The organism is Mesorhizobium sp. Root695 (assembly GCF_001428185.1).
In the GTDB taxonomy this organism is placed as follows: Bacteria; Pseudomonadota; Alphaproteobacteria; order Rhizobiales; family Rhizobiaceae; genus Mesorhizobium.
Genome location: NZ_LMHO01000009.1, coordinates 14,997 through 39,512, shown reverse-complemented (window position 1 = coordinate 39,512; position 24,516 = coordinate 14,997). Strand labels below are relative to the sequence as shown.

The 24,516-nt window shown below is 58.1% G+C and carries 19 protein-coding genes; 10 read left to right on the top strand and 9 right to left on the bottom strand.

Annotation, left to right across the window (positions count from 1 at the left end):
• Window positions 1-2: 2 nt before the first annotated feature.
• The 4 genes from trbF to ASD99_RS10675 are packed head-to-tail and all read left to right on the top strand — an operon-like array spanning window position 3 to window position 3,290.
• Entirely contained in the window at window positions 3-686 is a 684-nt protein-coding gene (trbF, locus tag ASD99_RS10690; protein WP_057143542.1) for a conjugal transfer protein TrbF, read from the top strand.
• Entirely contained in the window at window positions 683-1,822 is a 1,140-nt protein-coding gene (gene trbG / locus ASD99_RS10685) for a P-type conjugative transfer protein TrbG (RefSeq protein ID WP_413813930.1), read from the top strand. The genes trbF and trbG overlap by 4 nt, the downstream gene beginning before the upstream one ends.
• Window positions 1,819-3,063 (top strand): TrbI/VirB10 family protein, encoded by a 1,245-nt coding sequence (locus tag ASD99_RS10680; protein WP_057143540.1) that lies wholly within the window; start codon window positions 1,819-1,821, stop codon window positions 3,061-3,063. The genes trbG and ASD99_RS10680 overlap by 4 nt, the downstream gene beginning before the upstream one ends.
• A gap of 2 nt (window positions 3,064-3,065) precedes the next feature.
• Entirely contained in the window at window positions 3,066-3,290 is a 225-nt protein-coding gene (locus ASD99_RS10675) for a DUF2274 domain-containing protein (RefSeq protein WP_057143539.1), read from the top strand.
• A gap of 43 nt (window positions 3,291-3,333) precedes the next feature.
• Here ASD99_RS10675 and ASD99_RS10670 read toward each other — a convergent pair whose 3' ends face one another.
• Both ASD99_RS10670 and ASD99_RS10665 read right to left on the bottom strand, forming a co-directional pair.
• Window positions 3,334-4,260, bottom strand: a complete 927-nt coding sequence (locus ASD99_RS10670; protein ID WP_082583224.1) for a LysR family transcriptional regulator — start codon at window positions 4,258-4,260, stop codon at window positions 3,334-3,336.
• An 11-nt stretch (window positions 4,261-4,271) separates the two neighbouring features.
• A complete protein-coding gene (locus ASD99_RS10665) occupies window positions 4,272-5,264 on the bottom strand; it encodes a class I SAM-dependent methyltransferase (RefSeq protein ID WP_057143537.1) in 993 nt (330 codons plus the stop codon).
• A 278-nt stretch (window positions 5,265-5,542) separates the two neighbouring features.
• Between ASD99_RS10665 and ASD99_RS10660 the strand changes: the two genes are divergently transcribed.
• The 3 genes from ASD99_RS10660 to ASD99_RS10650 all read left to right on the top strand — a co-directional run bounded on the left by ASD99_RS10660 (window position 5,543) and on the right by ASD99_RS10650 (window position 9,145).
• Window positions 5,543-6,430 (top strand): helix-turn-helix transcriptional regulator, encoded by an 888-nt coding sequence (locus ASD99_RS10660; protein WP_057143536.1) that lies wholly within the window; start codon window positions 5,543-5,545, stop codon window positions 6,428-6,430.
• A 107-nt stretch (window positions 6,431-6,537) separates the two neighbouring features.
• On the top strand, window positions 6,538-7,743 hold the full coding sequence (locus ASD99_RS10655) for an MFS transporter (protein WP_057143535.1): 1,206 nt from the start codon (window positions 6,538-6,540) through the stop codon (window positions 7,741-7,743).
• Window positions 7,709-9,145: a hypothetical protein gene (locus ASD99_RS10650; RefSeq protein ID WP_057143534.1), complete on the top strand. Its 1,437-nt coding sequence runs from the start codon at window positions 7,709-7,711 to the stop codon at window positions 9,143-9,145. Before ASD99_RS10655 ends, ASD99_RS10650 begins: the two co-directional genes overlap by 35 nt.
• A gap of 452 nt (window positions 9,146-9,597) precedes the next feature.
• Here the strand turns inward: ASD99_RS10650 and ASD99_RS10645 are convergent, their stop codons facing one another.
• The 3 genes from ASD99_RS10645 to ASD99_RS10635 form a co-directional block, all read right to left on the bottom strand.
• A complete protein-coding gene (locus tag ASD99_RS10645; RefSeq protein ID WP_057143712.1) occupies window positions 9,598-10,392 on the bottom strand; it encodes an AbiJ-NTD4 domain-containing protein in 795 nt (264 codons plus the stop codon).
• Between the two features lie 4 nt (window positions 10,393-10,396).
• Window positions 10,397-11,557, bottom strand: a complete 1,161-nt coding sequence (locus tag ASD99_RS10640) for a hypothetical protein (RefSeq protein ID WP_156388966.1) — start codon at window positions 11,555-11,557, stop codon at window positions 10,397-10,399.
• 432 nt (window positions 11,558-11,989) lie between these two features.
• The gene (locus ASD99_RS10635; RefSeq protein ID WP_057143532.1) at window positions 11,990-12,697 is read right to left on the bottom strand and encodes a helix-turn-helix domain-containing protein; all 708 of its coding nucleotides are present in this window, start codon (window positions 12,695-12,697) and stop codon (window positions 11,990-11,992) included.
• Window positions 12,698-13,014: 317 nt separating this feature from the next.
• Between ASD99_RS10635 and ASD99_RS10630 the strand changes: the two genes are divergently transcribed.
• Window positions 13,015-13,815, top strand: a complete 801-nt coding sequence (locus tag ASD99_RS10630; RefSeq protein ID WP_156388965.1) for a hypothetical protein — start codon at window positions 13,015-13,017, stop codon at window positions 13,813-13,815.
• A 150-nt stretch (window positions 13,816-13,965) separates the two neighbouring features.
• On the top strand, window positions 13,966-15,774 hold the full coding sequence (locus ASD99_RS10625) for an ATP-binding protein (RefSeq protein WP_057143530.1): 1,809 nt from the start codon (window positions 13,966-13,968) through the stop codon (window positions 15,772-15,774).
• 23 nt (window positions 15,775-15,797) lie between these two features.
• Here the strand turns inward: ASD99_RS10625 and ASD99_RS10620 are convergent, their stop codons facing one another.
• The 3 genes from ASD99_RS10620 to ASD99_RS10605 all read right to left on the bottom strand — a co-directional run bounded on the left by ASD99_RS10620 (window position 15,798) and on the right by ASD99_RS10605 (window position 22,510).
• Window positions 15,798-18,641: a class I SAM-dependent DNA methyltransferase gene (locus ASD99_RS10620; protein ID WP_057143711.1), complete on the bottom strand. Its 2,844-nt coding sequence runs from the start codon at window positions 18,639-18,641 to the stop codon at window positions 15,798-15,800.
• Window positions 18,642-19,065: 424 nt separating this feature from the next.
• Entirely contained in the window at window positions 19,066-21,534 is a 2,469-nt protein-coding gene (locus ASD99_RS10615) for an AAA family ATPase (RefSeq protein WP_057143529.1), read from the bottom strand.
• A 739-nt stretch (window positions 21,535-22,273) separates the two neighbouring features.
• Complete coding sequence (locus ASD99_RS10605; RefSeq protein ID WP_032909948.1) at window positions 22,274-22,510, bottom strand: helix-turn-helix domain-containing protein; 237 nt, start codon at window positions 22,508-22,510, stop codon at window positions 22,274-22,276.
• Between the two features lie 163 nt (window positions 22,511-22,673).
• Between ASD99_RS10605 and ASD99_RS10600 the strand changes: the two genes are divergently transcribed.
• Complete coding sequence (locus ASD99_RS10600; RefSeq protein ID WP_244497685.1) at window positions 22,674-23,186, top strand: helix-turn-helix domain-containing protein; 513 nt, start codon at window positions 22,674-22,676, stop codon at window positions 23,184-23,186.
• Between the two features lie 16 nt (window positions 23,187-23,202).
• On the opposite strand, the gene ASD99_RS10595 is transcribed toward ASD99_RS10600, so the two are convergent.
• A complete protein-coding gene (locus tag ASD99_RS10595) occupies window positions 23,203-24,456 on the bottom strand; it encodes a CapA family protein (protein WP_057143527.1) in 1,254 nt (417 codons plus the stop codon).
• Window positions 24,457-24,516: the final 60 nt, after the last annotated feature.

Below are 24,516 nucleotides of genomic sequence, written 5' to 3'. Positions count from 1 at the left end.
GCATGTTCAAACGACCGTCCACGCACTACGGCAGATCCCCGCAACCCGAGACGCCCTACCAACGCGCTGCACAGGTCTGGGACGAGCGCATCGGTTCGGCTCGCGTGCAGGCGCGCAATTGGCGCACCATGGCCTTCGGTTGCCTGGCGCTCGCCGCCGGGTTCTCCGCCGCGCTCGTCTGGCAATCCGCCAACGGCTCGATCGTGCCCTGGGTGGTGCAGGTCGATCGTCTGGGCCAGGCGCAGGCTGTCGCCCCAGCGGTCGGCGACTATCAGCCGAACGATCCGCAGATCGCCTTCTACCTGGCGCACTTCATCGAACAGGTGAGGTCGATCCCCGCCGATCCGGTCATCGTGCGGCAGAACTGGCTGCGCGCGTATGACTTCGCGACGCAGGGCGGGGCGCTGGCTCTCAACGACTATGCGCGCGCCAATGACCCGTTCACCATGGTCGGCAAACAGCAGATCGCCGTCGACGTGTCGTCGGTCATCCGCGCATCCCCAGTGAGCTTCCGCATCGCCTGGGTCGAACGCCGCTATCAGGACGGCTCCCTTGCTTCCACGGAGCGCTGGTCCGCGATCCTTACAATTGTCGTGCAGCCCCCGCGCGACGCCGACGCACTGAGGAAGAACCCGCTCGGCATCTACATCAACGCCATCAACTGGTCGAAGGAGCTTGGACAATGACGCCCGCACTCTTCAAGGCCGCCCACTGGGTGTGTCCAACTTTCCTCATCCACGCAATGCCGGCTTTCCGCAAGATGGCCTTTCCAGCACTGCTGCTTTGCACTTCGGCGCTTGCAGGCTGTGCCACCAGGCAGAAGCCGCCGGAGATTTCCTATGACGATCCGATCCCGGCCGTGCAAGCCGTCGATCCGCCCCCGCCCGTCAAGGTGGTCGAATTGTCAAAGCCGCTGCCGCTTCCAGGCCAGTTGAAGCCGGTCGGCAAGGACGCAAAACCCGAGCCGGAACCGTCCGATCCGACCGCGCGCGTGAACCTGGCCAATGCGGCCGCGCGCATGCAGCCTGTCCGCAACGGGTTCATCAACTCGATGCAGGTCTATCCCTTCGTCGATGGCGCGCTCTATCAGGTCTATGCCTCGCCGGGACAGATCACCGACATCGCGCTCCAGCCCGGCGAGCAGCTCGTCGGCTCCGGCCCCGTCGCCGCCGGTGACACCGTGCGCTGGATCATCGGCGATACCGAGAGCGGTACGGGCGGGACCAAGCAAGTCCACATCCTCGTCAAGCCGACGCGCGCCGAACTCATAACCAATCTCGTCATCAATACCGATCGGCGCACCTATCACATGGAACTTCGCTCGACGCCGTCGACCTATATGGCCTCGGTCTCCTGGCAATACCCGCAGGACCAACTGATCGCCTTGCGCAGGCAGAACCAGCAGGCTGAAGCTGCGCAGCCGGTCTCGACGGGCATCGATCTTTCTCGCGTCAATTTCCGCTACGACGTGACGGGCGATCGCGCACCGTGGCGGCCGCTGCGCGCCTTCGACGATGGCAAGCAGGTGTTCATCGAGTTCCCGCGGGGCATCGGCCAGGGCGAGATGCCGCCACTCTTCGTGGTCGGGCCGCAAGGCGACACGTCGGAACTGGTGAACTATCGCGTCCGCGGCAACTACATGATCGTCGACCGGCTGTTTGCCGCCGCCGAGATGCGCTTCGGCGCCGGCAAGAACCAGCAGCGCATCCGCATCTCTCGCACCGATGGGGTAAGGAGCAGTCGATTTTCATGGATGCGTGGCCCTGGTGAGACCCCGAAAGCGACGAGCCTCCGTACGGACAGCGGAGGGCCGGCATCGTGACCAGCAAATTCGATCCCGGGAAGGAAGAAGACCGGGGGCCGAGGAATGACGCCCGGCCGGAGGCGCCGGTCGAGGAAGACGCCCGGCCGTTGACAGGCGAGCCGGCCGCGGCCATGCGGCTGCGCGCCGAGCCGCCGCGCGTGACACGTCTGTCCCGCAAGGCGCTGGCCGGATTGGGGCTCGCCGCAAGCCTGATCGTCGGCGGCGCGCTGATTTACGCACTTCAGAACCGTCAACAAGGGCAGGGGCAGGAACTGTATTCGACCGACAATCGCTCGACGCCCGATGGGCTCGCCGGCCTGCCAAAGGACTATGCGGGCGTTCCGAAGCTTGGCCCACCGCTTCCCGGCGATCTCGGCCGCCCGATCCTCGCCGCACAGAATCGCGGCCCCGCGCCATCGACAGGCCCCATCGGTCCGGACCCGGAGGAGCAGCGCCGGGAGCAGGAACTGGAAGCGGCGAGGACCGCGCGACTGTTCGCGTCCACGCAAACGCGGCCTGCAAGTAAGGCGACTGCCGCTCAAGCCACGACAGAGACCATGCCAAGGCCCGATCTCGCCAGCCTTGGCCTCGCGCCGCAGCCAGCGACGCCCTCGGCGCAGGACCGCCAGCGCGAATTCCTAGATCAGCCACCGGACAAACGCACCGTGTCGGCCGATCGCGTCGCGGCGCCGGCGTCGAAGAACGTCCTGCAGGCGGGCGCGGTCATCTCAGCCGCCCTCATCACCGGCATTCGTTCCGACCTGCCGGGTCAGATTACCGCGCAGGTGACGGAGAATGTCTATGACAGCCCCACCGGACAAATCCGCCTCATTCCCCAAGGGACGCGCCTTATCGGCCAGTATGACAATGGTGTCGGTTTCGGCCAGCGTCGCGTTTTGCTGGTCTGGACCAGGCTGATTTTTCCAGACGGCCGCTCCATCGTTCTGGAACGTGAGCCTGGCGCGGACGCCGAGGGCTATGCTGGCCTCGAGGACGGCGTCGACTATCACTGGGGCGAACTGTTCAAGGCTGCAGCACTTTCCACGGTTCTGAGCATCGGGGCGCAGGCAGGCTCATCGGGCCAGGAGAGCGACATCGTGCGCGCCCTTCGCCAGGGTGCTTCCGACAGCATCAGCCAGACAGGCCAGCAGATCGTCCAGCGGCAGCTCAACATAGCGCCGACACTCACCATCCGGCCGGGATTCCCGGTGCGCGTCATCGTCACACGCGATCTCGTACTCGAACCTTACGGGGGTTGAAAATGGCCAAGCTGAAACTGGGACCAATCGCCGACGACAAACCCGTCAAGGTCATGGTGGAACTCCCTGCGGCACTGCACCGCGATCTGGCTGCTTATGCCGAGATCCTCGGTCGCGAAGCGGGCCAACGGCCAGCCGATGCGCCGCGCCTCATCGTTGCGATGTTGGAGCGGTTCATTGCGACGGATCGAGGCTTCGCCAGCGCAAAGCGATCGGAGGGTGGTTGAAGGCCGGACGACTGAAGTTGAGCCTTGTCAATCTCGCCGGAATTCATGGAGTAATTTCAAGCGCTTGACGGGGTCGGCTCAAGTCGCGTATCACCATGTTTCTTGCAGTCCCAACCAGCCGCAAAAGCGTACGCTTGGGGTTCGATTCCAGCCACACTGCCTTGACCGAACTGATGCTGTTTGGACCGTCGATGGGTTTCCACACCGTAGCGCCGATGGCGACTGTCCTGGCAAAACCTTCGCCTGCCAGAGTTACGCCTTGGCCGAGTTGTATCTTGAGGATGACCGTCGCTTCGCTCGCGCGACATATTTGTATGGCGGGGCCACCATCTGCGGCAATCTTTTCCAGCAAAACCGGATCCTGCGGCGATCCGACCGAAACCAGCAGACAAGTATCTGCGAGATCCCTCCATCTGACTGCCGGCCTTTCAGCGAGCGGATGGCCGCCGGGCAGGAGAACGAACAGGCGCTCGTGCCCAAATAGCTCGCTGCGGCATAAGGCGCCGTTCTCGAGCCCGTGCGTGAAGACGATGTCAAGGCGCCGGCGACGTATTGCCGCCAGACACTGTTCATGGGGAACGTCCTCGATGGCGATGCACACGTCCGGATGTAAGCTGCGGAATCGATCGACAAGGCGCGCCACGAACGCCCGGCCTATCTGGCCGCACAACCCAATCTTGACTGTTTTGGCATTCTGGTCGCCACGACCACCTCCGGCCAAGGCATCTTGCAAGCCTTCATAGTGAGCCCGGACGAGGTCAGTCCAGGCCCGGCCTGCTTCAGTTAGCCGAACACCATGGACGTCGCGATCAAACAACTGCATGTCTAGCAATTGTTCGAGAGCAACGATGTTGCGGCTGACACAGGATTCCCTCACTCTGAGAACTCTTGCGGCCTGCCTGAGGCTACCATGGTCGACAGCTGCGAAGACATGGTCCAAACGGCGGAGCGTGTTGTTGACCTGTCTCAAGGCTCAGGAGCCTATTCTTGCGCGGCGGCGCTAACCGGCAGGGTCGGATACAGGCTGGTTTCGTAGACGTACTCGAGCGGAATGGCTGGAGCGGCCATCTGGGAAAGGTACCGGTTGAGGTTTTCCGCGCTATTGCTCGCAGCGAGGCTACAGAAATTTCCACTGTTCCAGGTCAGGGACCAATGGCTGAAATGCGCGCGCATCGCGTCAGCCATCTGCGCCAAAGTGACCTCATTGCCGAACATCGTATCCAGAACGAGGGTTTGCTTCTTCTCGATTTCGTCTGGGGGAAAATAGCGCGCCTTGAAGCCGAAATCCTTCTGGTATTCGCGACGCCTGTAGTCCGGCTCCTCGGTAGCCCGGAACTTCTCGACGAAGACGAAGATTCCGTCCTGCTTGAGGTGCTGGGTCACGAACTCGATCTGGCTTGCTCTGTTTGGCGAGTACATCTGAAAGGTCGTGTCCTCGAGAATAATATCGAAGCCGTGGGCGAATTTTGCCAGTCGCGGATCTGAACGCAGGACGTCCTTCGTCAAATGATGGAAGGGGCCGACGAAGAAGTCGGCGTGCTGCGGTTCGCCATAGGCCATGAAGCATTTGTAATTCTCTGCGTTCGGGCTGCACGACAGCGTGCGTATCTGTCCTTCGGACAGTTCCGACAACGTTCTCGCCATCGTGCCTTCCGCTGTTCCAAGGCTGTATAGCGCAAGCGGAGCGCCACGGAGCCGTGCGTATTTTAGCACTGCATAGGCCATCCGGCACTCTTCCTCCAGTCTGTAGGGAATGCTGCCGTGATAGTGCTGGTCGAAAAAACCTTGTCGTGCCGCATGCAGGCTGACCAGGCCGCGCAGCAGGTCATCGCTCGGCAGAAGGCGGGCGTCGGCGACGGGCTTGCGCATTGGCATCCCGCTCTTGCCAGCGGCGGTCGCCGCGAAAAAGCCGGCTAGTCCGTTGATCCGTGGGCCATGGTCGCACTCAGCCAGAAAGTCGTCGAGTCCACGCATCGCAGTATGCCTCCAGCACCGTTCCATTGGTGAGATGCCGATACGTCGACGGGGGAAATTCCACTAAGATAAGAGTGGTCTAATATTTCGCCTGGCTCAAGTATCGGCTGAGCCAAATGGTAGGCCTGCGGGATACAGACGGCTTTCACTCGATTGTCATTTTTTCGCTAAAGTCACATCTTCTACCAATCCAGAGTTATTTGCGTGTTGTTCAGCAACCCATGGTTCGCCACATCACGCAACGACTGGCCACTCGCCAGTAAGGAGACTGTGGATACGTGAGTACTCTTGCCCTCGACCCGACCGAGAACCGCCGTTCACACCACCAATCGCTTTCCCACAAGTATGAAAATTGGGGGAGCGTGCGAGCGGACGTCGTCAAAAGGACCGGGCTCGAGCGCCAGGAGACAAGAATCCTCCAGCCAAACCATGTGTTCTTGATGAACCTGAAGGGCACGGCGTGCCGCGGAGAAGACATTGTGGACGGGCGCCGGATTGCCTTTTTGCCGCGCCGGGCCGGTTCGATAATCTTCATGCCCGCCGGCAGTGATTGGAATGGGTGGGACGAGGGGGATGCGACCGCTTCCTACCTACTGGTCTCGATTGAAAAAGGGTTCGCCGACGACGTGTTTGCGGGGATGGCTCGCAATCGCGCGGCCGTGCTGCCGCCTTCGATCGGATTTCGGGACACCACTGTAGAGTCGGCGTTGCAGAGGATTGTCTTGGAGCTCAAGCAGCCTGACCCCATCAGCGCAACGATGGCGGAGTGCCAGGCCACGCAACTGCTCGGGCAAATGTTCAGGTTGAACGGCGTCCATCAGGAACCGGCAAAAGGCGGTTTGTCATCGTTCGATCTCAAGCGAGCGGTGGGAATGATCGAGGCATCGTCGGGCGGCAGACCTACGCTCGCCGATTTGGCAAAAGAGGTTGGGGTTAGCCGGTTCCATTTCTGGAGGGCCTTCAAGCACTCGACAGGCATGACGCCGCACGCATTCATTGCGCATCGCCGATTGGAGCACTCCGCGGATATGCTGCGATCGACCAATTTGTCGGCGACGGAGATCGCGATGGAATGTGGTTTCGGCAGTTCGAGCCATTTCACGACCGCCTTTAAGCGGGCCTTCGGCGCGGCCCCCACGGAATTTCGTCGTAAGTGCAGAATCTAGGTGGCCGGTTGTCGGTTCTCAGCAACTATCGGAAAACCCCAACGTCACAGTAAAGCAGGCTTGGCGGAAGAAGGTATCCATCGGCGATCAGCCTGGATGCGCCGCTCATGTCAAACCTGGTTCGAATTCTTCATGGCAACGGACGGGCCGACCGGTTCAATCCCTGCCTCGGTTTCCTGGCCAGCACGCTGTCGGCGGCTGTTGCCCGAAACGGCTACTACATCGCATCCGCCTGGATTCTCGTCGAGCGGGGGTACGGAACTGCCGGCGTGGCGACGTTCCTTGCGATCGCAAGCATTGTCGAATTCATCGTGAGCCCTCTGGCCGGCGCGGCGGCGGATCGATTTGACAGGCGACGCTTGAACGTTAAGGCAGACCTCAGCCGCTTCGTCGTTATGCTGGCTACCGCTGGCGCGCTTCTCTACATGGACGTGTTTCTGATTATCTGTCTGTCAGCGGCCCTCTTTTCGTTTTGCGACCGTGTCGCGCTTACGAGCTCTCAATCAATGATCCCCTTGATAGCTGACGGTCGCGATCTTGTAGCCTCGAATTCCGCCGTCTTCTTCGTCATGCAGTTCGGCAATCTCGGCGCAGCTCTGCTTAGAGGACCTTTGCTGCATGAGCGCTCCCCAGCCCTGCCATTCGCCGTTCTTGCTGCCTTCTTCCTGTTTTCGGCGGGTTGCCTTGCCTTGATGCGGCTGGAACCGGTTTCGCGTGATGTCCGCATCGCCAAAATCTCTGCGGCACAAATCGATCCGAGCCTGCGTCGTCTCATTGTCGTCTACGCGCTTCTCTATACAGGCGCGGTGCTTGTCAGCGTCATGGGGTCGAGCTTCGTCTTCCAGGAGCAGAAGGGTACTGCCGTGGATTTCGGCTACCTCGAGGCTGCATGGTCGGCGGGCTCACTGATCGGCGCGGTCTCTCTGTTCCGAATTGAAAGAACGATGAGTACCCATGCGCGGCATCTCATGCTTTTGGGCTTAACGGCGCTGGTACTCATGGCGCTGACATCTCTGCGCATGCCCTGGACAGTGATCCTTTTTGCCGCGCTCGGATTCCTATACAATCTTGGACGCGTCAGCGTTGAAGTCACATTGCAGTCGCGTGTATCCGTTTATCTATTGGGCCGGGCAAAAGGCATTATGCATAGTGTGGCCGTGGTGCTCGGGTTACTCGTCTTCGGCATCGCCGCCGGTGTAGGAGATCGAGCATTTCCTTCGACGATTTTCTTCAGCTTTGGAGTGGTGCTCCTCATCAGTATTTCGTGTTTGAGCGTCGGTGCCGGTCAGCCACAAGAAAAAGGTGAATCGTGAGGTGGAAGAGCTAGCAGCAGGTGCCGATGCGAAACAGGCAGTCCTGGGGTCGCTGACGGCACTCTACCCCTGGATGAAACCTTATCATTCCCGGCCGATCCGCGATTATGCATTTCGCCTGTTTGCGGCGCCGGCTTCGGGTCCCATGCCAGAAATCCGGCTCCGAGCCTTCACCAAACTACTCGACATCATCAGGAAGGCAGCGACACGAAACGGGTTGCCGACCGATACGGCCTCGGAAATCTGCAGGGATTTCGAAAGACGCCGTGTGATGCAGACAGGGCCTCATTTGTTTCTCCTCATGGAGCCGGAAGCTTTTTACACACACGTCTTCAGCCTCCTCGGCCTCTCGGCGCATGGCTGTTCGACCTATGTTTCCTATGCCGTTTCGACGGTGAACCTCGTTGAAAAGGCACGCAAAGGGCCAGGCTGGCTCACAGTCGACGGGAAGCCGATCAACGTCTTTGGCCTCAGCCGAAGCCGGATGATCGGATACAGCCTGTTAGCCGGGCCGGGACCCTATAGGTTCGAGTTGTTGCCAACGGAACCGAACACTGGGGGAGACCCGCTCGCGCTGCTTCGTAGCCTTCTGCCGAAAACGCAATTCGAACGGCCCGCACACGCCATCAGAGCAGCCAATCTTATCCTTTGGCCAAAAATGTTCGGAGAGCGATTTGCCTTCCTGCAGATCGACGACGAGGATATCGCCGACCTGGTGGCCGACCATCTGTCGGACGAAAATTCCTGGCTACGCATGAGACTGCTGGAAGACCCGAAGTTCGCTTCCAACATCCTTGCCGGCCTCGACGGGCTCGCGTCCGGGCCCTGGAGTGGCTGGCTCGCGCGCGGCACCGACTTCTTCTGGTCCTATGAAAATGGCAAACGCCGTCCGCTGCGTCTGGTCGCCGGAGAACTCATCGATCCTGCGACCGGTATGAAGGTGGCGTGCTTCACAGCCCAGGACATTCTCGAGCGGCTGGCAAACCGCAGCCTTGTCCCGAATCTCCTGCTGATGTTTCTGGTTTTGTCGATCCTGCCCGGCGTGCGCGCGCTTGGAGGCAGCTATCAGCCGATCTACTACCCCCTGATGCGCTATGTCGTCTGCCGGGCGCTTGAGGCCGCAGGCGTGGATGGGGATCTTCGGCAGGCCCTCGCAACCGACGACGTACCGGGTGCTTGGGGACATCGGGTAATTGAGTGTGATGATGATCCGTTCGAGCTGTTGCTAAATGGCAGGAACGGCGGGATGAGTGATCTTATCGACCGTTTGGGCGACATTTCCTTCGCCGAGGCATGTGGAAGCATGAAAGGCTTCGTGTCGGACCCGTCATGGCATCAACTTCACAGCCGGCTGCGGCAGGGTTTGGTCACACCGGCTGATGACGAATGGGCATTTTCCTGAGATGTTTATGCGCTTCCGGCAACTGGCATGTGTGCGCCGGAATGCGAATGGCTGCTTTGCAATGTCGGTCGCGGAGGCGATCCAGATCCCGTTCCCAAAGCAGATGCCAGGTCTTCAGCGCCAATGGAAAACTCTACCGGGTGGGTCGGCCTGCCAATGACTGATATGGCCGCCGCGGTCGCTCGTCGGAAAAGCGTTTGCTACGCGTCTTCGTGAAATGTGCCGTGCGCAGCAGATTGTCTGTTCTGTTTGCGCCCGGATGCTGCAGCAGTCGTTCACGACCTGTGGGCAAGGGCTAGCCCACAAGTCGCATCGCGGTCATGAGCCTTTGGGTCGATTGTACCGCTATAGACTCAAGCTCCGTCATGGAGGAAGAGCCTTGATCGAGTCCGATTGCGTTCAGGTAGAGAGGCAGCTGGGTCGCATGCTTCAGTCGCTCTAAGTCGCCTTTCTCAAGAAGGTTCTTCGCGTCGCTTGCTTAGGAAGGAGCAGACAGCGCACGCGACGCTCACAAACAACTCAACCTGCTTCTCCTCGAGTTCTTTTTCTTCACTCAGATGCCGCGCGTTCTCTGAGGCGAACCCCCACAGCTTCTCAACGGCGACGTCGAGCGGTTTCGGCAGATCGAGCTTCTTTGTTAGTTGCCCGAGCGTTGGCTTCTGTTCGCCAAGAACATCCCGCGCCGTGCATTCTAGCGCTGCCGCAGCGTGCTGAACTGCCCCGGTCAAATCGGGCGAGGGGCGGCGAGACAAGTCATGGATCGCTTCGCGGATTTCGTTCGCTGCCGTGTTTCGGCCAGCACGTTCTAAAACCGAGACCGCTTCGTGGGTCGTCGTCTCAAATGTCTGCTCCCCGCGATAGATGATCCCTTCATCTGTCAGCTCCCAGCCGATGCCGTTTTCACGGAAGCACCGATTGAGTTCGCTGCGAAACTCCTCGGCGCGATCCGTGCCGGCCCGCATTTTCTTGTAGATGGATTCTGCGATGTCATAAACCTTGAACCACTCGCAGTGCGCCAAAAGGTACTGCACTTCGTCCGAAATATTAGGGTATTCGGACCAGTTGTTGCGGTCCGGCGCAACGAACAGAACCCTGCAGATTACCTCCCGCAGATCGCTCGGAGCCCATCCCGCATCGGTGGCGATCTGGGCGACGGCGAAACGCAAGCTGTCCGGCGCGTCCTCGCGAATCGTAATGTCACGCTCGGGACCGCGATAGCCGTGCCTCTGCGAAAATCGACTCTCCATTTGGTCACCCTTTCGGTTCAGCAGGGCGCTTGGCGGCCGCCATTGCATCGCGAAACGCGAGCGTCACGAAATCCCTTCCCTGATTGCTCCTCTGGCCCCTCTCGGTTAGGACTGCTCTCATCTCGTTGGTCGTCGTCAGGATGTTGGACATCGAATTGGCGTGAGCGATTGCTGGTTCGCTCCCCACCAATTCGACGCCCTTATGCAACAGGTAGACCTGGAAGCGGTACACCTGTGCCGCAATATCGCCAGCGTTGCCGTTGTTGACCGCATCCACGCCCTCGAATTCGATTGGCGCGTCGAAATTGTGGATGGGAAGAACTTTATCGTCGAACTGCCGGAAAAGGATTCCGGCCCCACGTGACGGGTCGGACATATGTCTGATGTGGTAGCTCTCGTTCTGCCGAAGCGGCCCAAAGAACTCACCATCCTCGCCCCGCTGAGCAATGGGCTGGATGATGCGAACCGCCGCCTTTAGGAGGGGGTAGTCCACGATCGGATGCGTAATCTTGCGCGTCATGGCATGACCCTGAAAGACCACGCGCCCCGCGAACTCTCCGTCGATCTGCCTGTCGATGCGCTCCGGATGCCAGAAACCACAGCCGTCAGAGAATGCATAGTCGCTGGATGCGTTGAACAGGATAATGTTGTTTACCCTAAGGGCGAAACAGCTAGGCTGGTGCTGGAAAATCAGGCTCTCTATGCCGAACGCATTCAGCCCCATCGCTTGCCCATCGAGAGTGTAGAGGTAGAGCAGACGATCCTTCGTGCCGATGCGATTACCGACATGCAGATGAGGATCGATGGTCTCCATCGCCTTCTGCAGAATTAGCTGGTTCAGCCAGAGGCAGACACGAACCTTGTCGAGCCAGTCTAGGAGCAAGAGGTACTGGCGAGACGTTATGGGCCGCCTATCTAGCAGTGCCAGCAAGATTGGCTTGACCGCTGCTTCCAGCGCGCTGTACTCCGCATTGCAAGCCTCGCAGGCAGGCATAACCAGAGCAGACCAAGCGAATTTGATTGGTTTACCCGTTCCCGGGTCGAATGCCATCGTCACGACGCGACTTGGGGCGCCCGTGAGCTCAAGCAGCCATTTGGGAAGGATATGCTCCCGATTTTTGTTAATCGCAGGCTCGCCGCAGAAAACACAATGCCGCCTTTTCACACTTAAATCCCGCCCTTGATTTCCGAAATCGCTCGTCCTCGCCGTTGGTCTGCGGGGTTCTCTCACTTTGCCCGACTAGGTCCATTCTGCGATTACGCTCGTGGAGCAGCGAGCTTGGTGGTGTGTAAGTCAGGGTCCAACAATCGCATCAACCAATGACATCGTACCGACGACGCCGCAGCTGTCTTTTGCCCTCCCGAAGGCGCAGTGCCTTACTGGTACGAGGTGAACTCTTCGCTTAAAGCGTCGTCGCTCTTGATCACCGATTCGAGTATGATCAGCCCGTGCGAAATCAGCAAGTTATCCCTATCCAAGTCTGATCATCACTCTTCCAGCTCACCTTAGGTCCCCAAGGTGATATTACATCGCCGGACACGGAGCATGTTAGGCGGAAATGGTCGGCGAAAGGTCCGTATCGCGTTCGTCTTAGAGTTAGGCACTATCTGACGGACGCAGAACCCGATCTGCCTCAAGGCTTTCCCAGCCACCCTCTAAATGGATGAGCGCATAGCGGGTCCCATCTACCCCTTCTTTGGGCTGGATGGTCATTACACCGACCCTGAAAACGAGGGTGGGCCGATCCTTCTCTCTAAGCCGCTGGCGGTGGTCGCCAATGTGGCAGACATATCCATGCTGCTCGATCTGCTGACACAAATCCACAAAGCTTCGGGCATATTCCAGCTGTTGCGACCTCGGACAATCGTCCCATATATCATTAACGTCCGTGATGTAGTCGGACATCGCCGCCGCGATGTCCAAAGCCTCATCGGCCGTGACGGTCGAAGTATCAATCCGGAACGCATGTCGCGCCTCAAATGCACTGAGGAAGTCGCTCGTCGTGCGAATTGGCTGGGTAGGCACCAACACCATCTTGCGGAGCGCGCACTCCATATCGGCTCTTTGCCGAGCTTCTTCTTCGGGCGTAGGCTTCGCAAAATATTTCACGTCGATCTGCAGGGCACGAGCGATACTGCGGAGCGTCTGCTCCTCAGGGCGGTGGCGGCCGCTCTCAATCTTTTCAATCGTGCGCGTCGTGAGGCCAGCGGCATCGGCCAAATTCTCTTGCGTGAGCCCGTGCAGCTTACGGATGAATTTGACTTGCTCGGCAATGTAGGTCGGGTTGCGTTCCATTGTGTCCATTTTCGCTCTCCTTGTTGAGGATGCAACGACTATGACAGCGGACTCGCCTGAATGTCCCCGAACGCTACCCGAACGCGTACCGAACGAGCGGCAGCGCGGTTATCAAAGTTGGCATCACCTAACTTGGGAACGCTCCAGGCCCCTGTTGCATCACAAAGGCCACGAACGTAGAATCTGAGTCGGGTTGGGCACCTGTGACCTGTCGCCGGGTCAAACGTCTAACATCGATAGCATCTTTTCTTTCAGCTCGAATGCATCCCAACCAATGGGCTGCTGCGTAATCGGCGAACAGCGCTGCCCACTTGGAGGTATGCTTCATGTTCACGCTGAAAATGCATGTAACGCCTGATAGTATCGAAGCCATCAAGGCCGAACTCACTCGTTCCCTGCCTGGAATCAAATCTTCTCATCGATGCGAAGCACTCGGGCGCGGTCTAGGATTTGGTACATACGCAGCTTTGAAAGCTGCGGCACAATCAACCGATTCGGCGCTGGCAGATGTCAGTGGCGACCCATTCGTTGACTATCTCGCAAGCCATCGCTTCGAGACAACCAGCCGACACTTGTACCACGCCGCTACCAAGGCAGTGTTACGCAAGATCGTAGAACAAACACCTACACTGACCATGTGGGGCATAGGCATAGGCCGCCCACAACGACAGTCGGATGGGAAGTTTGAAAACGCGCGCGAGCACAGCGCGCGCTTTGTCGAGGCTCGCTTGGAATTGCAAAGCGACGCAGCCGTTGTCCCCTTCCTTCTCTCATTGGCGTTGCTTGACCGGGTGAAGCGCACCAAAACGATCAGGCCGGACACCGGCAGTTATTGGCTCAAGCATGTCGCCGAAAATTATGTTTGCACCTATCCGGACGGTGACGAGCTTGGGCCGCAGTATGTGCCAAACGGGGCGTTCGTCGCCGCTGCAATACATGCTGGTTTTCACTTCAAGCGGCATATCGACCAATTCGGCTATGATGAGCCAAGCGTCAGTTTCAACATGTCAACGAGGGCTCTGATCGTTCTTGATTGCGAGATTCGCCCTAACGGCGCGAGAGCGCAGGAGTGCAAAAGCAGGGAAGAAATGCGCTTCAATCGAAAGCATCGCATCTGGCCGTACTGACTATATGTACGATTTGCCTACGCGTCAGGGCATATGCGCTTCGCAGTGGACGCTGCTTACAATCCCGTGTGTAATGCGGGCGGGGGTATTCCATGGATACAGAAGCGCCGAAACAGGGAGTCCTGTTCGACGATCGGTTCTTAGACAAGTATGCGGGGCCGAATCGATATTGTTTGGCCACAGCGTACCAAAAACATCCCTTTCTCAATCAAAGACAACGGCAAGGGGATGAGCCCCGAACAATTCAAGCGCCGCTGGAAGACGCTGGACTACAATCGCATCACAGAAGAAGGAGCGAAGTCGTCACCACCGGCAGACATGGCTGACGCCACGCCTCGTAACGCTTATGGCCGCAACGGCAAAGGCCGCCACGCTGCGTTCAAGTTCTCAGATCCCTACCGGGTGCGAACTTGGCGAGACGGCATCGAGACGGTCTACGAAATTCGTCGAGGGACCACACAGCCATTCGATGTCAACGAGATCAGCTCGCGCGGCGGGGTAAAAGGCCATGGCACGGAGATTACGGCTACGTCGTCCGACGGGGTTTCGTTGGATGCGGATACGGCCCGAGAGATCATTGGGACGCGGTTCCTGGCCGATCCAAACTTCGTGGTCTCCCTTGATGGGACATTGGTCACGTTCGACGACATCCCAACCCACAGCATCCAGAAGGCCGATCTGGAAGTACCCGGATACGGCCAGGTCCATATTGTCATGATCGACAGTCAGAAAGCGGACAGGACGACGAAGCAGCACGGGATCGCCTGGCGTGTAAACTCTCGGTTAGTCGGAAACCCCGGCTGGATCGGCTTCGACCATGAGCGCATCTTGGACGGCCGGACGTCGGAAGCGAAGCGTTTCCAATTTATCGTGTCGGCCGACTTGCTCGAAACCGCCGTTCAAGCGGACTGGAGCGGTTTTATTCCCGGTGATTCCGCCTGGCAGGCAACGCAGCCAATCGTGCATGGTAAGATCAGAGAATATCTGTCGTCTTTCTCGGCGGAGCGGCGCCGCGAAGCGAAAGAGACCGTCCGGGAACATCTCGTCAAGACAGTTCGCCTGCTTCCGCCGGTCGGCCGCGACCGCTGGAATCAATTCGTCGATGAAGTGATCGATAATTGCCCGTCGATCTCGACCGAGGAGGTCGGCAAGGTAGCAGGAATTCTTGCCAATCTTGAGCTGAGCACTTCGAAATTCGGGCTGATGAGCAAGCTTCACGAGCTTCAACCTGGTGACCTGGACGCGCTCTACCAGTTGCTTGACGATTGGACGCTGAAGCTCGCTAAAGATGCCCTGGATGAGATCCAGACACGGCTGAAACTCATCGAGGACTTGGATACGAAGCTTCGCGACGAGACTATGGACGAGGTCAGCGATCTTCAACCCCTCTTGGAGCGCTCGCTGTGGGTATTTGGTCCAGAATTCGAGAGTCTAGAATTCACGAGCAACAGGGGGATGACTGAGGTTATCCAGAAGATTTTCGGCGCGAACATCACTGGCAGCAGGTTACGGCCGGATTTCGTGATGCTACCCGACGGTAGTGTCGGATTGTACAGTCGCGACGCGCATGACCTTGGACACGAGGTTGACGGGGTTGCACGTCTGGTCGTTGCTGAGATCAAAAGAGCCGGCGTGACGATCGGCGCAGAGCAGAAAACTCAGGCCTGGAATTACGTCAAGGAGTTGATCGAACGCGGGTTAATCACCGAGAAAACCAAGGTGACCTGCTACATCTTGGGGTCCAAAATTTCTGCTGCCGAGGTTGGCGAAAGGACCGAGCTGACTGGGCGGGTCACGATCATTCCGATGATCTACAATACTTTTATCCGCAGGGCAGAAAAGCGGATGCTTGGCCTGCGCGACAAGCTCAAAGAGGCTCCGTTCTTGAAGGAGCACGGCATTGACGCAGAGGCGTTTGTCAATCCGCCGCAAGCGCAAGAACCTGTATTGCCGGTCTGAGCGCCCCGGAGTTAGCGGCTGATTTATCCGGCTGCCTTTTTTGCTACGCGCTTACGACCGGTGCTAGCTCGTGCTCTCGTCGTAAGCGGCGCTATGGCGCTCTCGTACAATGCGAACAAGTGCTCCACTCGTTCTCGATCACTTACAAACGGTGAGGATCGAAATAAGCGATCGACCGCGGCGTCGAGTGCCCGGTGAGCCTTACGCAGCAGAGGAGGCATTACGTCGGGATCATAGAGATCGCCGAGCGAGGCTTGCGGATGCGCGGCGCGAGCATCCAACACCGCTTGAGCAAGAAGATCGATTTTCGTTTTCGTCTGGTTGTCGAGCGCCGGCCAGGGAAACGGGTTGTAGTTGATGCCGGGCGAATATTGGTAGTCGCTCTTGAGCCGCCCGCCCACAAACGCCACCCAAGCCATATGCATCTTTGAGACGATTAGCCCGAAATGGTGGAGTTCAACGCCGGTCGCGATCAAGAGTTTATTGCTTGGCACTGTGGGTGGCTCTAACCAGGCGACAGGAAGATACTCGCGACGTTCGGAACTCACCTCCGGGATCGCTAAGAAGGAGGAAGTGGGAAGGACCGTAACGTGAAACTCTGTCGGCGTGCTGGCTAGACTTTTGGACAATGCACTGGCCGTCTTGTTCTCCCCTTCAGGATCGTCGCGAGGGGGTAACTGACCAAGCCGGTATCGCCTCGTCTTCTCCACGAGGTCCATCACCAGCGGCATACTTCGCAGACGGTTCGGCCCCACACCTCGCAATGTCAAAATCCATCGGTCACCGCCGTTGATATGTTCATTGGAACCGACGTAGGGCCGAACCAGCTCGGCGGCATCAGGCTCTGCCTGAATAAAAGCTGCCCGCTCGGGCCCGCTCATAATTAGGTATCCGCCGTCAACTGGCTTGGAGCCGACTCGTATGGTTGGCACGCCCCCCTGCGGGCGGCGAGTCCGCTGAACGACCAGGTGACGATTGGCCAATCTTGACGCATCAAAAAGATAGGGAGACAGGCTCTTATGGAGAGTCTCGTCCGGATTCGAGTCGGTGTCGTGATATGAAAAGAGACGCTTTTCCGGCACTTCGTCGTCTCGACGGGTCAAGCCGATAATTACACAGTGGACGTGTGCTTTACCGCGCGCATCAGATCCCCAAGCAAATGTGCGATGAGCAAAGGCGATCTCAAGGCCGTACCTTCCGAAAATAGCGGGCCAAAGCGCGGCCACTTGCTCGCCTTGGGTAATAGAATTTGTGGAAACGAAACCGATCCGCGCTCGTGATTCCTGTAGGTATTCGGCGGCCTTTAAAAACCAGGCGCCTACATAGTCGAGCCTAGATCCAGAAGCGCCGAGCCTGTTCATCAGTCCCGTTGCTTGGTCCTGCTGGTGCGCACCGCGCATGACGAATCCAATGAACGGAGGATTGCCTAAGATGTAAGAGCATTCCGCGGGCGGCAGCACATCGGCCCAATCCGTATCGAGCGCGTCGGCGTGGTGAATATGGGGCGCAACTTCGAGAGGAATCCGGGCATAGTTTTCGCCAAACTCAAGAGAGAGTCGGTTGTTCATAATGTGGTCCATCATCCACAACGCGACTTCTGCGATACGTGCTGGGAATTCTCCGATTTCGATGCCGTAAAACTGATTCACATTCACTTTTGAAAGCGAGGAAACATCGAAAACGCGCTGTCCCTTCGGGTTCAGCTCACGGAGCAGTTCAATTTCCAATGCACGTAGTTCGCGGTAGGCGATAATCAGAAAATTCCCGCAGCCGCAGGCTGGATCGATCAGCTTGAGACTTCCGAGCTTGTCCTGAAACGCCTTGAGCACGTTTGTACGGCCGGTGTCCCGGCGCGCTTTCAGTCGCGTAAACTCCGCCCTAAGATCATCTAGGAAGAGTGGTTCGATGACCTTCAAGATGTTCTTTTCGGTCGTGTAATGGGCGCCGACAGCGCGGCGTTCCTTTTTCTTCATGACAGACTGAAACAACGACCCGAAAATTGCCGGGGAGATCGCATCCCAGAAGAAGTCACAAGCCTCGACCAACCGCCCGCGCATTGCTGCGTCAAAGGCCGGTATCGGCAAGCGCTCTGCGAAGAGGTCGCCGTTAATATATGGAAATTTGGTGAGATCCTCGTCGAGAGATTTTTGGCGTCGGTCCGGCGGCGTATTCAGGACATCGAATAGATGGCTGATCCATTGTCCAACATCACTGCCGTCTTCATGGGTTCGCTGCTCAATGAGGTCTTGAAAAATACCTCTAGGTTCGAAGATGCCGGTATCGTCAGCAAAGAGGCAAAACACGACGCGCACCAGAAACCGTTCCAGATCGTGCCCGTCATAGCCTGATGCTTTCAAAGCGTCGTGGAGCTTTCCCATAAGCTCCGACGCCACGATGTTAACTGGGTCTTGGTCGAGGAAGGTACGGGTTTGAATGCCTAAGATGAAACCGAACTTCTCGATGTGCCGAGGCAGCTCGGAGAGAGAGAATTTAACCTCGCTGTCCTGCTCAAGATCGTACAGTTCGAAAGTCTGAAAATCGCTTAGAAGAATGAAACGAGGTAGCTCGATTTCCTTCAAGCCTGGGAAATAATCGAGGGCCTGAGCCTTCGCCTTGACCAAATTCTTTCCAGCGCTTTTTTGCTCGACGAGCAAAAGGCCCTTCCAGAAGAGATCGATAAAGCCACGATCCTTCCCGAGTTTCTTTACCGGCTCCTCGAAGCTCGCAACTCGGCGGCGTGTGACGCCAAAAATCTCGAAAAACTCATTGTAGAAGGTTTGAGTTTCACCCTTCTCGTAATGGGCATCTTTCCATTCGTCCGCAAAGCGAGCCGCCCGAGCTCGAATCTCATTCCACGATAGGCGCATGCCTCCAACCTGCGCCATCGCTCAGACCAGCGTAGGGTGAAGATTGGAACCAACGATTGCAGGGGCGCCCTTGGCGTCCGCTTCCTTCATGGCGCTCTCACGCTCCCGCATAGGCACGGCAACGTAGCCTGGATCGAAGGATCTCGCCCTCACAATATCCTCTCCATACTCAGATTTCATAATACTCTCGCGTGATGTACACCCTAATACAGTGTATAATTAGATTGTTCCGCCAATGCTCGCAACATAAGTTCCACGCTAGATGCGCCCGTCCCAAGTGAGTAGATTCGCGCGAGCCGAGTGGAGCAGTCGAGACGGGTTTGGGCAACGCCCTAGCTGCAAGATAGCGCTCATCGGCATGGTTAGCGGCGCGCGGTCGGATCGGAACGGGCCACCTGCCGATCTTTCCATGCGTCAAGACACGCTACTTGTTGGATTTCAGGTTGATGTTTTTGGTCCCACATCCGCAACGAAGCGCTTCCCTTTCACCCTTCGCGGGCGAGACACATAGGAATTCAGTGCAAGCAGCAGCCGGGCATTGCATCGATTTCAGGAAATCCTGAAATGCTGAGGCGACGCTGGCAAACTCCTTCGACGTGAGGTTGGCCCACTGATTGTAGTGGACCGCCTTGTTAATCATCCACTGGTCGGACTGGGTGGCTGCTATTTTCTTTTTGGCATCGGCCTGCATCACCTCGATGTCGGCAACGTTCATTTCCCAAGAGACAGCCGAGTCCTTTGCCTCCTGCAATCGGTCTTTCCACGCCTTGATGACCGCGGGCCAGAGATCGCCCAGGTCATACTGGCCATTGCCATGGTAGACGACCTGGCCCCGCAGATTGTCGGCCAGGATGGTCGAGATGTATTCAAGATAGCGTCGCAACGTAGCAGCCGCGCCGGCGACATCGTTCTTCGCCAGCTTGTCGGCGATCTGCTTCCACACATCACCCTCGCTCCAGACCTGCGGCCCCGTATCGACCGTCCACCCGCCAAAGCTGATGTTGCCCTGGATGAGGTTTTCTGTCCGCATGAACTGCAGCCAAACCGGATCGTGCGTGGTGAGCACAAATTGCGTTTTGGGAAACTTGGCTTTTAGAAGGGCGCAGACTTCCCGTCTGTGCCCTGCGTCTACCGACATCAGGATATCGTCGAGCACCGCGAGCGTGAAATCGTCGCCGAGCATGTGTTTCATCAGCGCAAGATAGAGACATAATCCCATTCCGTCCTGGTGGCCTTCGCTGTGGTACGCACCTGGAGGAAATTTGCCCCGTCCGTAGAAATCAACGTCGAAGGCGAGCTTGCCAACTGACGGCGTCAGCTTGCCCTCAAACTTCTCCTCGTCGTCCCGATTGACGAAGCTGTAGTACTCGGTGAAATCCGTCTGGACGTCGTCATAGATTTTCTCCAGTACCGACGTACTGACAGCGCCATACTGCTCTGATACGTTAGCTGCCAATGTCTCCCGTGATTTCGCCGTCTCGGCTTCAGCTGCGACTGCACGCAATCGGTCAAGCTTCTCTTGGCCAACGATGAGGAAGTCCTTCGCTGCTTCCTCGACGGATGGGTCAGGCAGGGCATCAGCAAGTTTTTTCAGATCATCAGCCGCTTTCGCGACCTCGTTCGGTGGGACTGCGCCAATCCTGCCAAGGACCGCAACAGCTTCAATGAGGCCTGCGGGGTCATTGAGAACTCGCTGGATCGCCGAGCGATCGGTCAGACAAGTTGCAGAGAAGGAGGCGATGGCGGCTGAATCGATCTTGGGTTCGACATTTCCGCATGCCTGCTCAATTTTCTTCGCGGCGCCGACAGCGTGATCGAGGCGTTCAACGATAGGCTGGATGGCCTGATTGTATTCGTCCAGGATCGACGAAGCGGTGGACGCTCGTGCGACCTTTTCTGCAAGATGGTTTTTGAGATGCTCCTGGTCCCAAGCCGCATCACATAGCGGGCAGGCATCGCTGTCGATCAATTCCAAACCCTGCTCGATCAACACCTTCTGCCTGAAGCTTCTCAATATCTCAGGATCGGTAGTGAACTTGGTCAAAGCCGCGACGGCCTTGTCGCGCTGTTGTTTCATCTCCGGGTCGCTGAGTTTTGAAAGTCGTTGCTCATGCAGCGTGAGGTCCGAAAGTGTCTGCGTTTTGGAGAGGCGCTGCCGCTTTGGCTGATCCACGTCGGCTGAGGCGACACCCGCTTTAATCGAAGTGTCAGCTGTAAGGTCGACCAGAGGTTCAAGTTGGAGAAGCGCACGGCGCTCATTGACCGCAGCCAGCAGTTCCGATTTTTTCGGGGCACTGACCTTTAGATGCTGCCAAAGGTCATCGCGGGCGCGACCATCTTCCGCTTTTGCCCGAATAGCCTCCTTCTTGGCGTCGTTGGCCACCTTTTGCAGGGACACGCGAACCTTTTCGACCTGGTCCAGGCGAAGCAGTGCTTGGACATCCTTCGAACGGTCACCCGCTGGCGTAAGGATGTATTTGATGATCTCCCGGCGCGACAGCGCGAACTCTGGATGCGTTGCAAGACGTGCAAGGAGTGCACGCGTCTTGGGCTCATCAGGGGTTATGTTGGCAGTAGTCGGATTCTTGACGCTGCGCTCGATCACGATCTCCTTGCCTAGAGACGGCGCGAGCGCGGTTATCCGGACGAGAGCGTTCTCTGGCTTCGTTTTGGAATCAACGTGAGGCGCATGCGCCTTCACACTCAACTCGCCACTTCCCGAGCCGCCCAGCCTCGTGATGTTACCTGTCAGTGCGAATTCAATAGCATCAACGATCCCGCTCTTGCCGGTTCCGTTCGGCCCCGCGATTCCAAAGCTTTTGCCGTTGAGAGATAGCGTGAGGCTGCGGATACCGCGAAACTCAACGATCTCGATTTGCTTGATTCGAATCATTATTTGGGCTCGGTCGGCGGAAACAGCGCTTTGCGGAGACTCTCCGCGTCCAGCTTTTGCCCTTCGAGCGTGTTCCTCAAATTCTTAATCGCGTCTTTTGGAATTGTCTCGTCGGCTTCAAGCTGCTTGAGGAATGCAGTGAATATCGTTTCAACCGTGGATGAGAGAGGTGGATTTGCGTTCGCCATGCACTGAACTTATGCCTAAAGCATAAGTGCCGCAATAAATTGAGTAGCCACACAGGTTTTACTTGAAAGACAGGAGCGTGACCGCCTTTTGGCGGTCGGGCTGTCGTAAACCGAACCTCCGAGCGCGACGCAGCTATCCGCCTTTTTCGGCGTCTCGCGCCTTAACACCACGACGTTCCGCATACTCGATCAATGCGAGCTCAATGACAGCGGTTATCGACCGACGTTCGGACTCTGCGAGTTGTTCAGCCAGAGCTAGCACAGATGGGTCCAAACGCGTTGTGAATGGCTTTTTTATCATTGTCGCTTTTCGGCTTGAACTTGGCGCAGAAAAAATGCATAACAAAGCACGTGCAGTGCACATGCATAGCGCGTGCTACGACCGATCAAGGTGCAGGAAGACTTTGATCGACCTGACCACAACCGCGCTGTCAGAAGTTCGGATCATGGCTGATTCCGACAATACCACGACTTTGCCTCTCGTCATCCGCAGGAGGGGGTACTTGGGGCAATTGCAATTGCTAGAACCTGTCTTTCCGCGAACGGGACATTCAAACCAGAGGATCTAAGAGCCGTACACCTTCACCCTTTTGACCAGCGGACAAGAATTCGACACCCGCTTTTATCAGAGCCGCCTCAATGGCCTGGAGAGTGCTGATCCGGGAATCTACCTTGCCGTTTTCCAACCGGACCAGCGCATTCAGCGACACGATTGCCTTGTCGGCAAGCTCCTGCTGCGACCAACCAAGCAATGCTCGTGCGGCTCGAATCTGTCGTGGACTGACCATGGGTCCACAATCGGCAGGCCGATATTGTTTGCCACCTATAGGGTCATTTTGCACCCTATAAGGTATATTAAATGGCGATTCGACTTTCAGTCACGTCGGTCGAAAAACCCGGAGCGTACGCGAAAACTACAATCCCGGCTGACTAATGGAGCATCGAACGGCCTTGTTGAAACCGCAACGCTCCATCCTCCTTCGGATAGAGACGAAGCCAAAGATCGAGAGTGACCCTCATCCCGCCGATCAACATGTCGGCAGGCAGATTGCGACCGTTCGCGTCCAATCGGACGTCTCCCAAGCCCAGCTTGCCCGATCCATCGGCATCAGTTTCCAGCAGCTCCAGAAATACGAGAACGCGAGGAACCGCGTGAGCGCGTCGATGCTCTACGAGATCGCCAGCTCGCTCGGCGTACCTGTCGGCCGCTTCTTCGAAGGCCTGCCCGGAAACGATGAGGCCCGGGTCGAGGCGCGGCCCCTCCCGGTCGATGAACGCCTGGATTTCATTGCCAGCGCGGAAGGGCGGCGCCTGATCGAGGGACTGGTGAAGCTTCCGCCGCGAGTGCGCGGTCGCGTCTCGGCCCTGATCGCAGCGCTAGGAGAAGAACTGGCCCTGCCAGACACAGAGGCGGACAGCGAAACGGCCGGCGAATCCGCGCCGGCCGAATGCAAGACCGTCTGACGGCCGGCCGTGCCCGTCAGCCGAATTTTCGGGCAGCGGGCAGGGCGATGCGGCCGCAAGTCGAGGATACTTCGATTTCGACGCCGAACGCCCGCGAGCGGGTCGCGAATCCCTCGAGGATGTCTCGGGCCGCGCTTCCCGTCACAGCGACGGGCACCAGTCTGCCCGTCGCTGATCCGAGGGACTGAGGTTCCGCGCCGATAACGACGGGCAGGAGATCTATTCCCGCAAGGTTTCCGCGCGCATCATAGCGGCACGCGGCGACGATGCTTTGCCAGACCTCCGGTGGATCCCATTCGGTTTCGTCGGGGTGCACATGGAAGAGGAAATTCCCCAAACCGTAGAAGATCGGCGAGCCATTGTAGATTTCCACGGCCTGCAGCACTGGAGCGCCGTGGCTGACGAAGAGGTTCGCGCCGGCGTCGATGCACATCCGGGCGAAGGTCTGCACCCAGCGCGGCACGTCCTGCCAACCTGGTTCCCAATGATGGTGGTGCAGATAGGCGATGACGAAATCGCCTTGTGCCGCCGCATGCCGGATGGCGGACAGATGGACACTCGCGCTCCGCTGATCGACTTCGATCATGCGGCCGAAATCGGCGGCTTGCGTGAACACGGTGCCGTAGAAATTGATCTCCTTGCCGGCTGCCACCTCTACAGGGTCCTCCGGTTGCGCATAGTTGGCCAGTTCAAAGGGCGAGCTTTGCAAATGCGCGCCCAGTCTTGCCAGTCTGCTGAAATGTCCGTCCGGCACCCCCATCTTGCGAAAGGTGTTCAGACGATTGACGCCCGGCCGAGCCGGCCGGAAGGCCGTGCGGTCTTCGGCATACATGTTGGTCGGGCCGGGGCCTGCATCCATCGCAAGAAGCGCGACCTCTCGCGCGCCCAGCCGGCGGCGCCCCGGTTTCCTGGCCTCCGTCTCGTCGGCTCCGATGCCGGCATGGAGGAAGCCGCGCGCTTCCACCTCGTCCAGCGTCGAGAGGATGCCGCCAGCGCCGAGATCGAAAGCGTGATTGTTTGCGAGCGCAAGCGCGTTGAAACCGATGGCCTGCAATGCGTCGAGCACTTCAGCCCTGGAATATCCGAAGTATTTGCCTTTGGTCGGCCACCCGCCGTGCTTGCCGAGGATCGTCGACTCGAAGTTAGTGAAGACGACGTCGCCTTGGCGCAGGAAGTCCTTAACCGCGATGAAGCGTTCGTCTTTGACGTCACGAATATCGTGTTTGATCAGGGATTGGCCGGTAACGACCGCACAGAATTGGTCTTTCATGGGGCTCGCCTTGAAGGAGGGGAGGGCGCCGGCGTTTCGGCCAGCGCCACGTCAATGTGG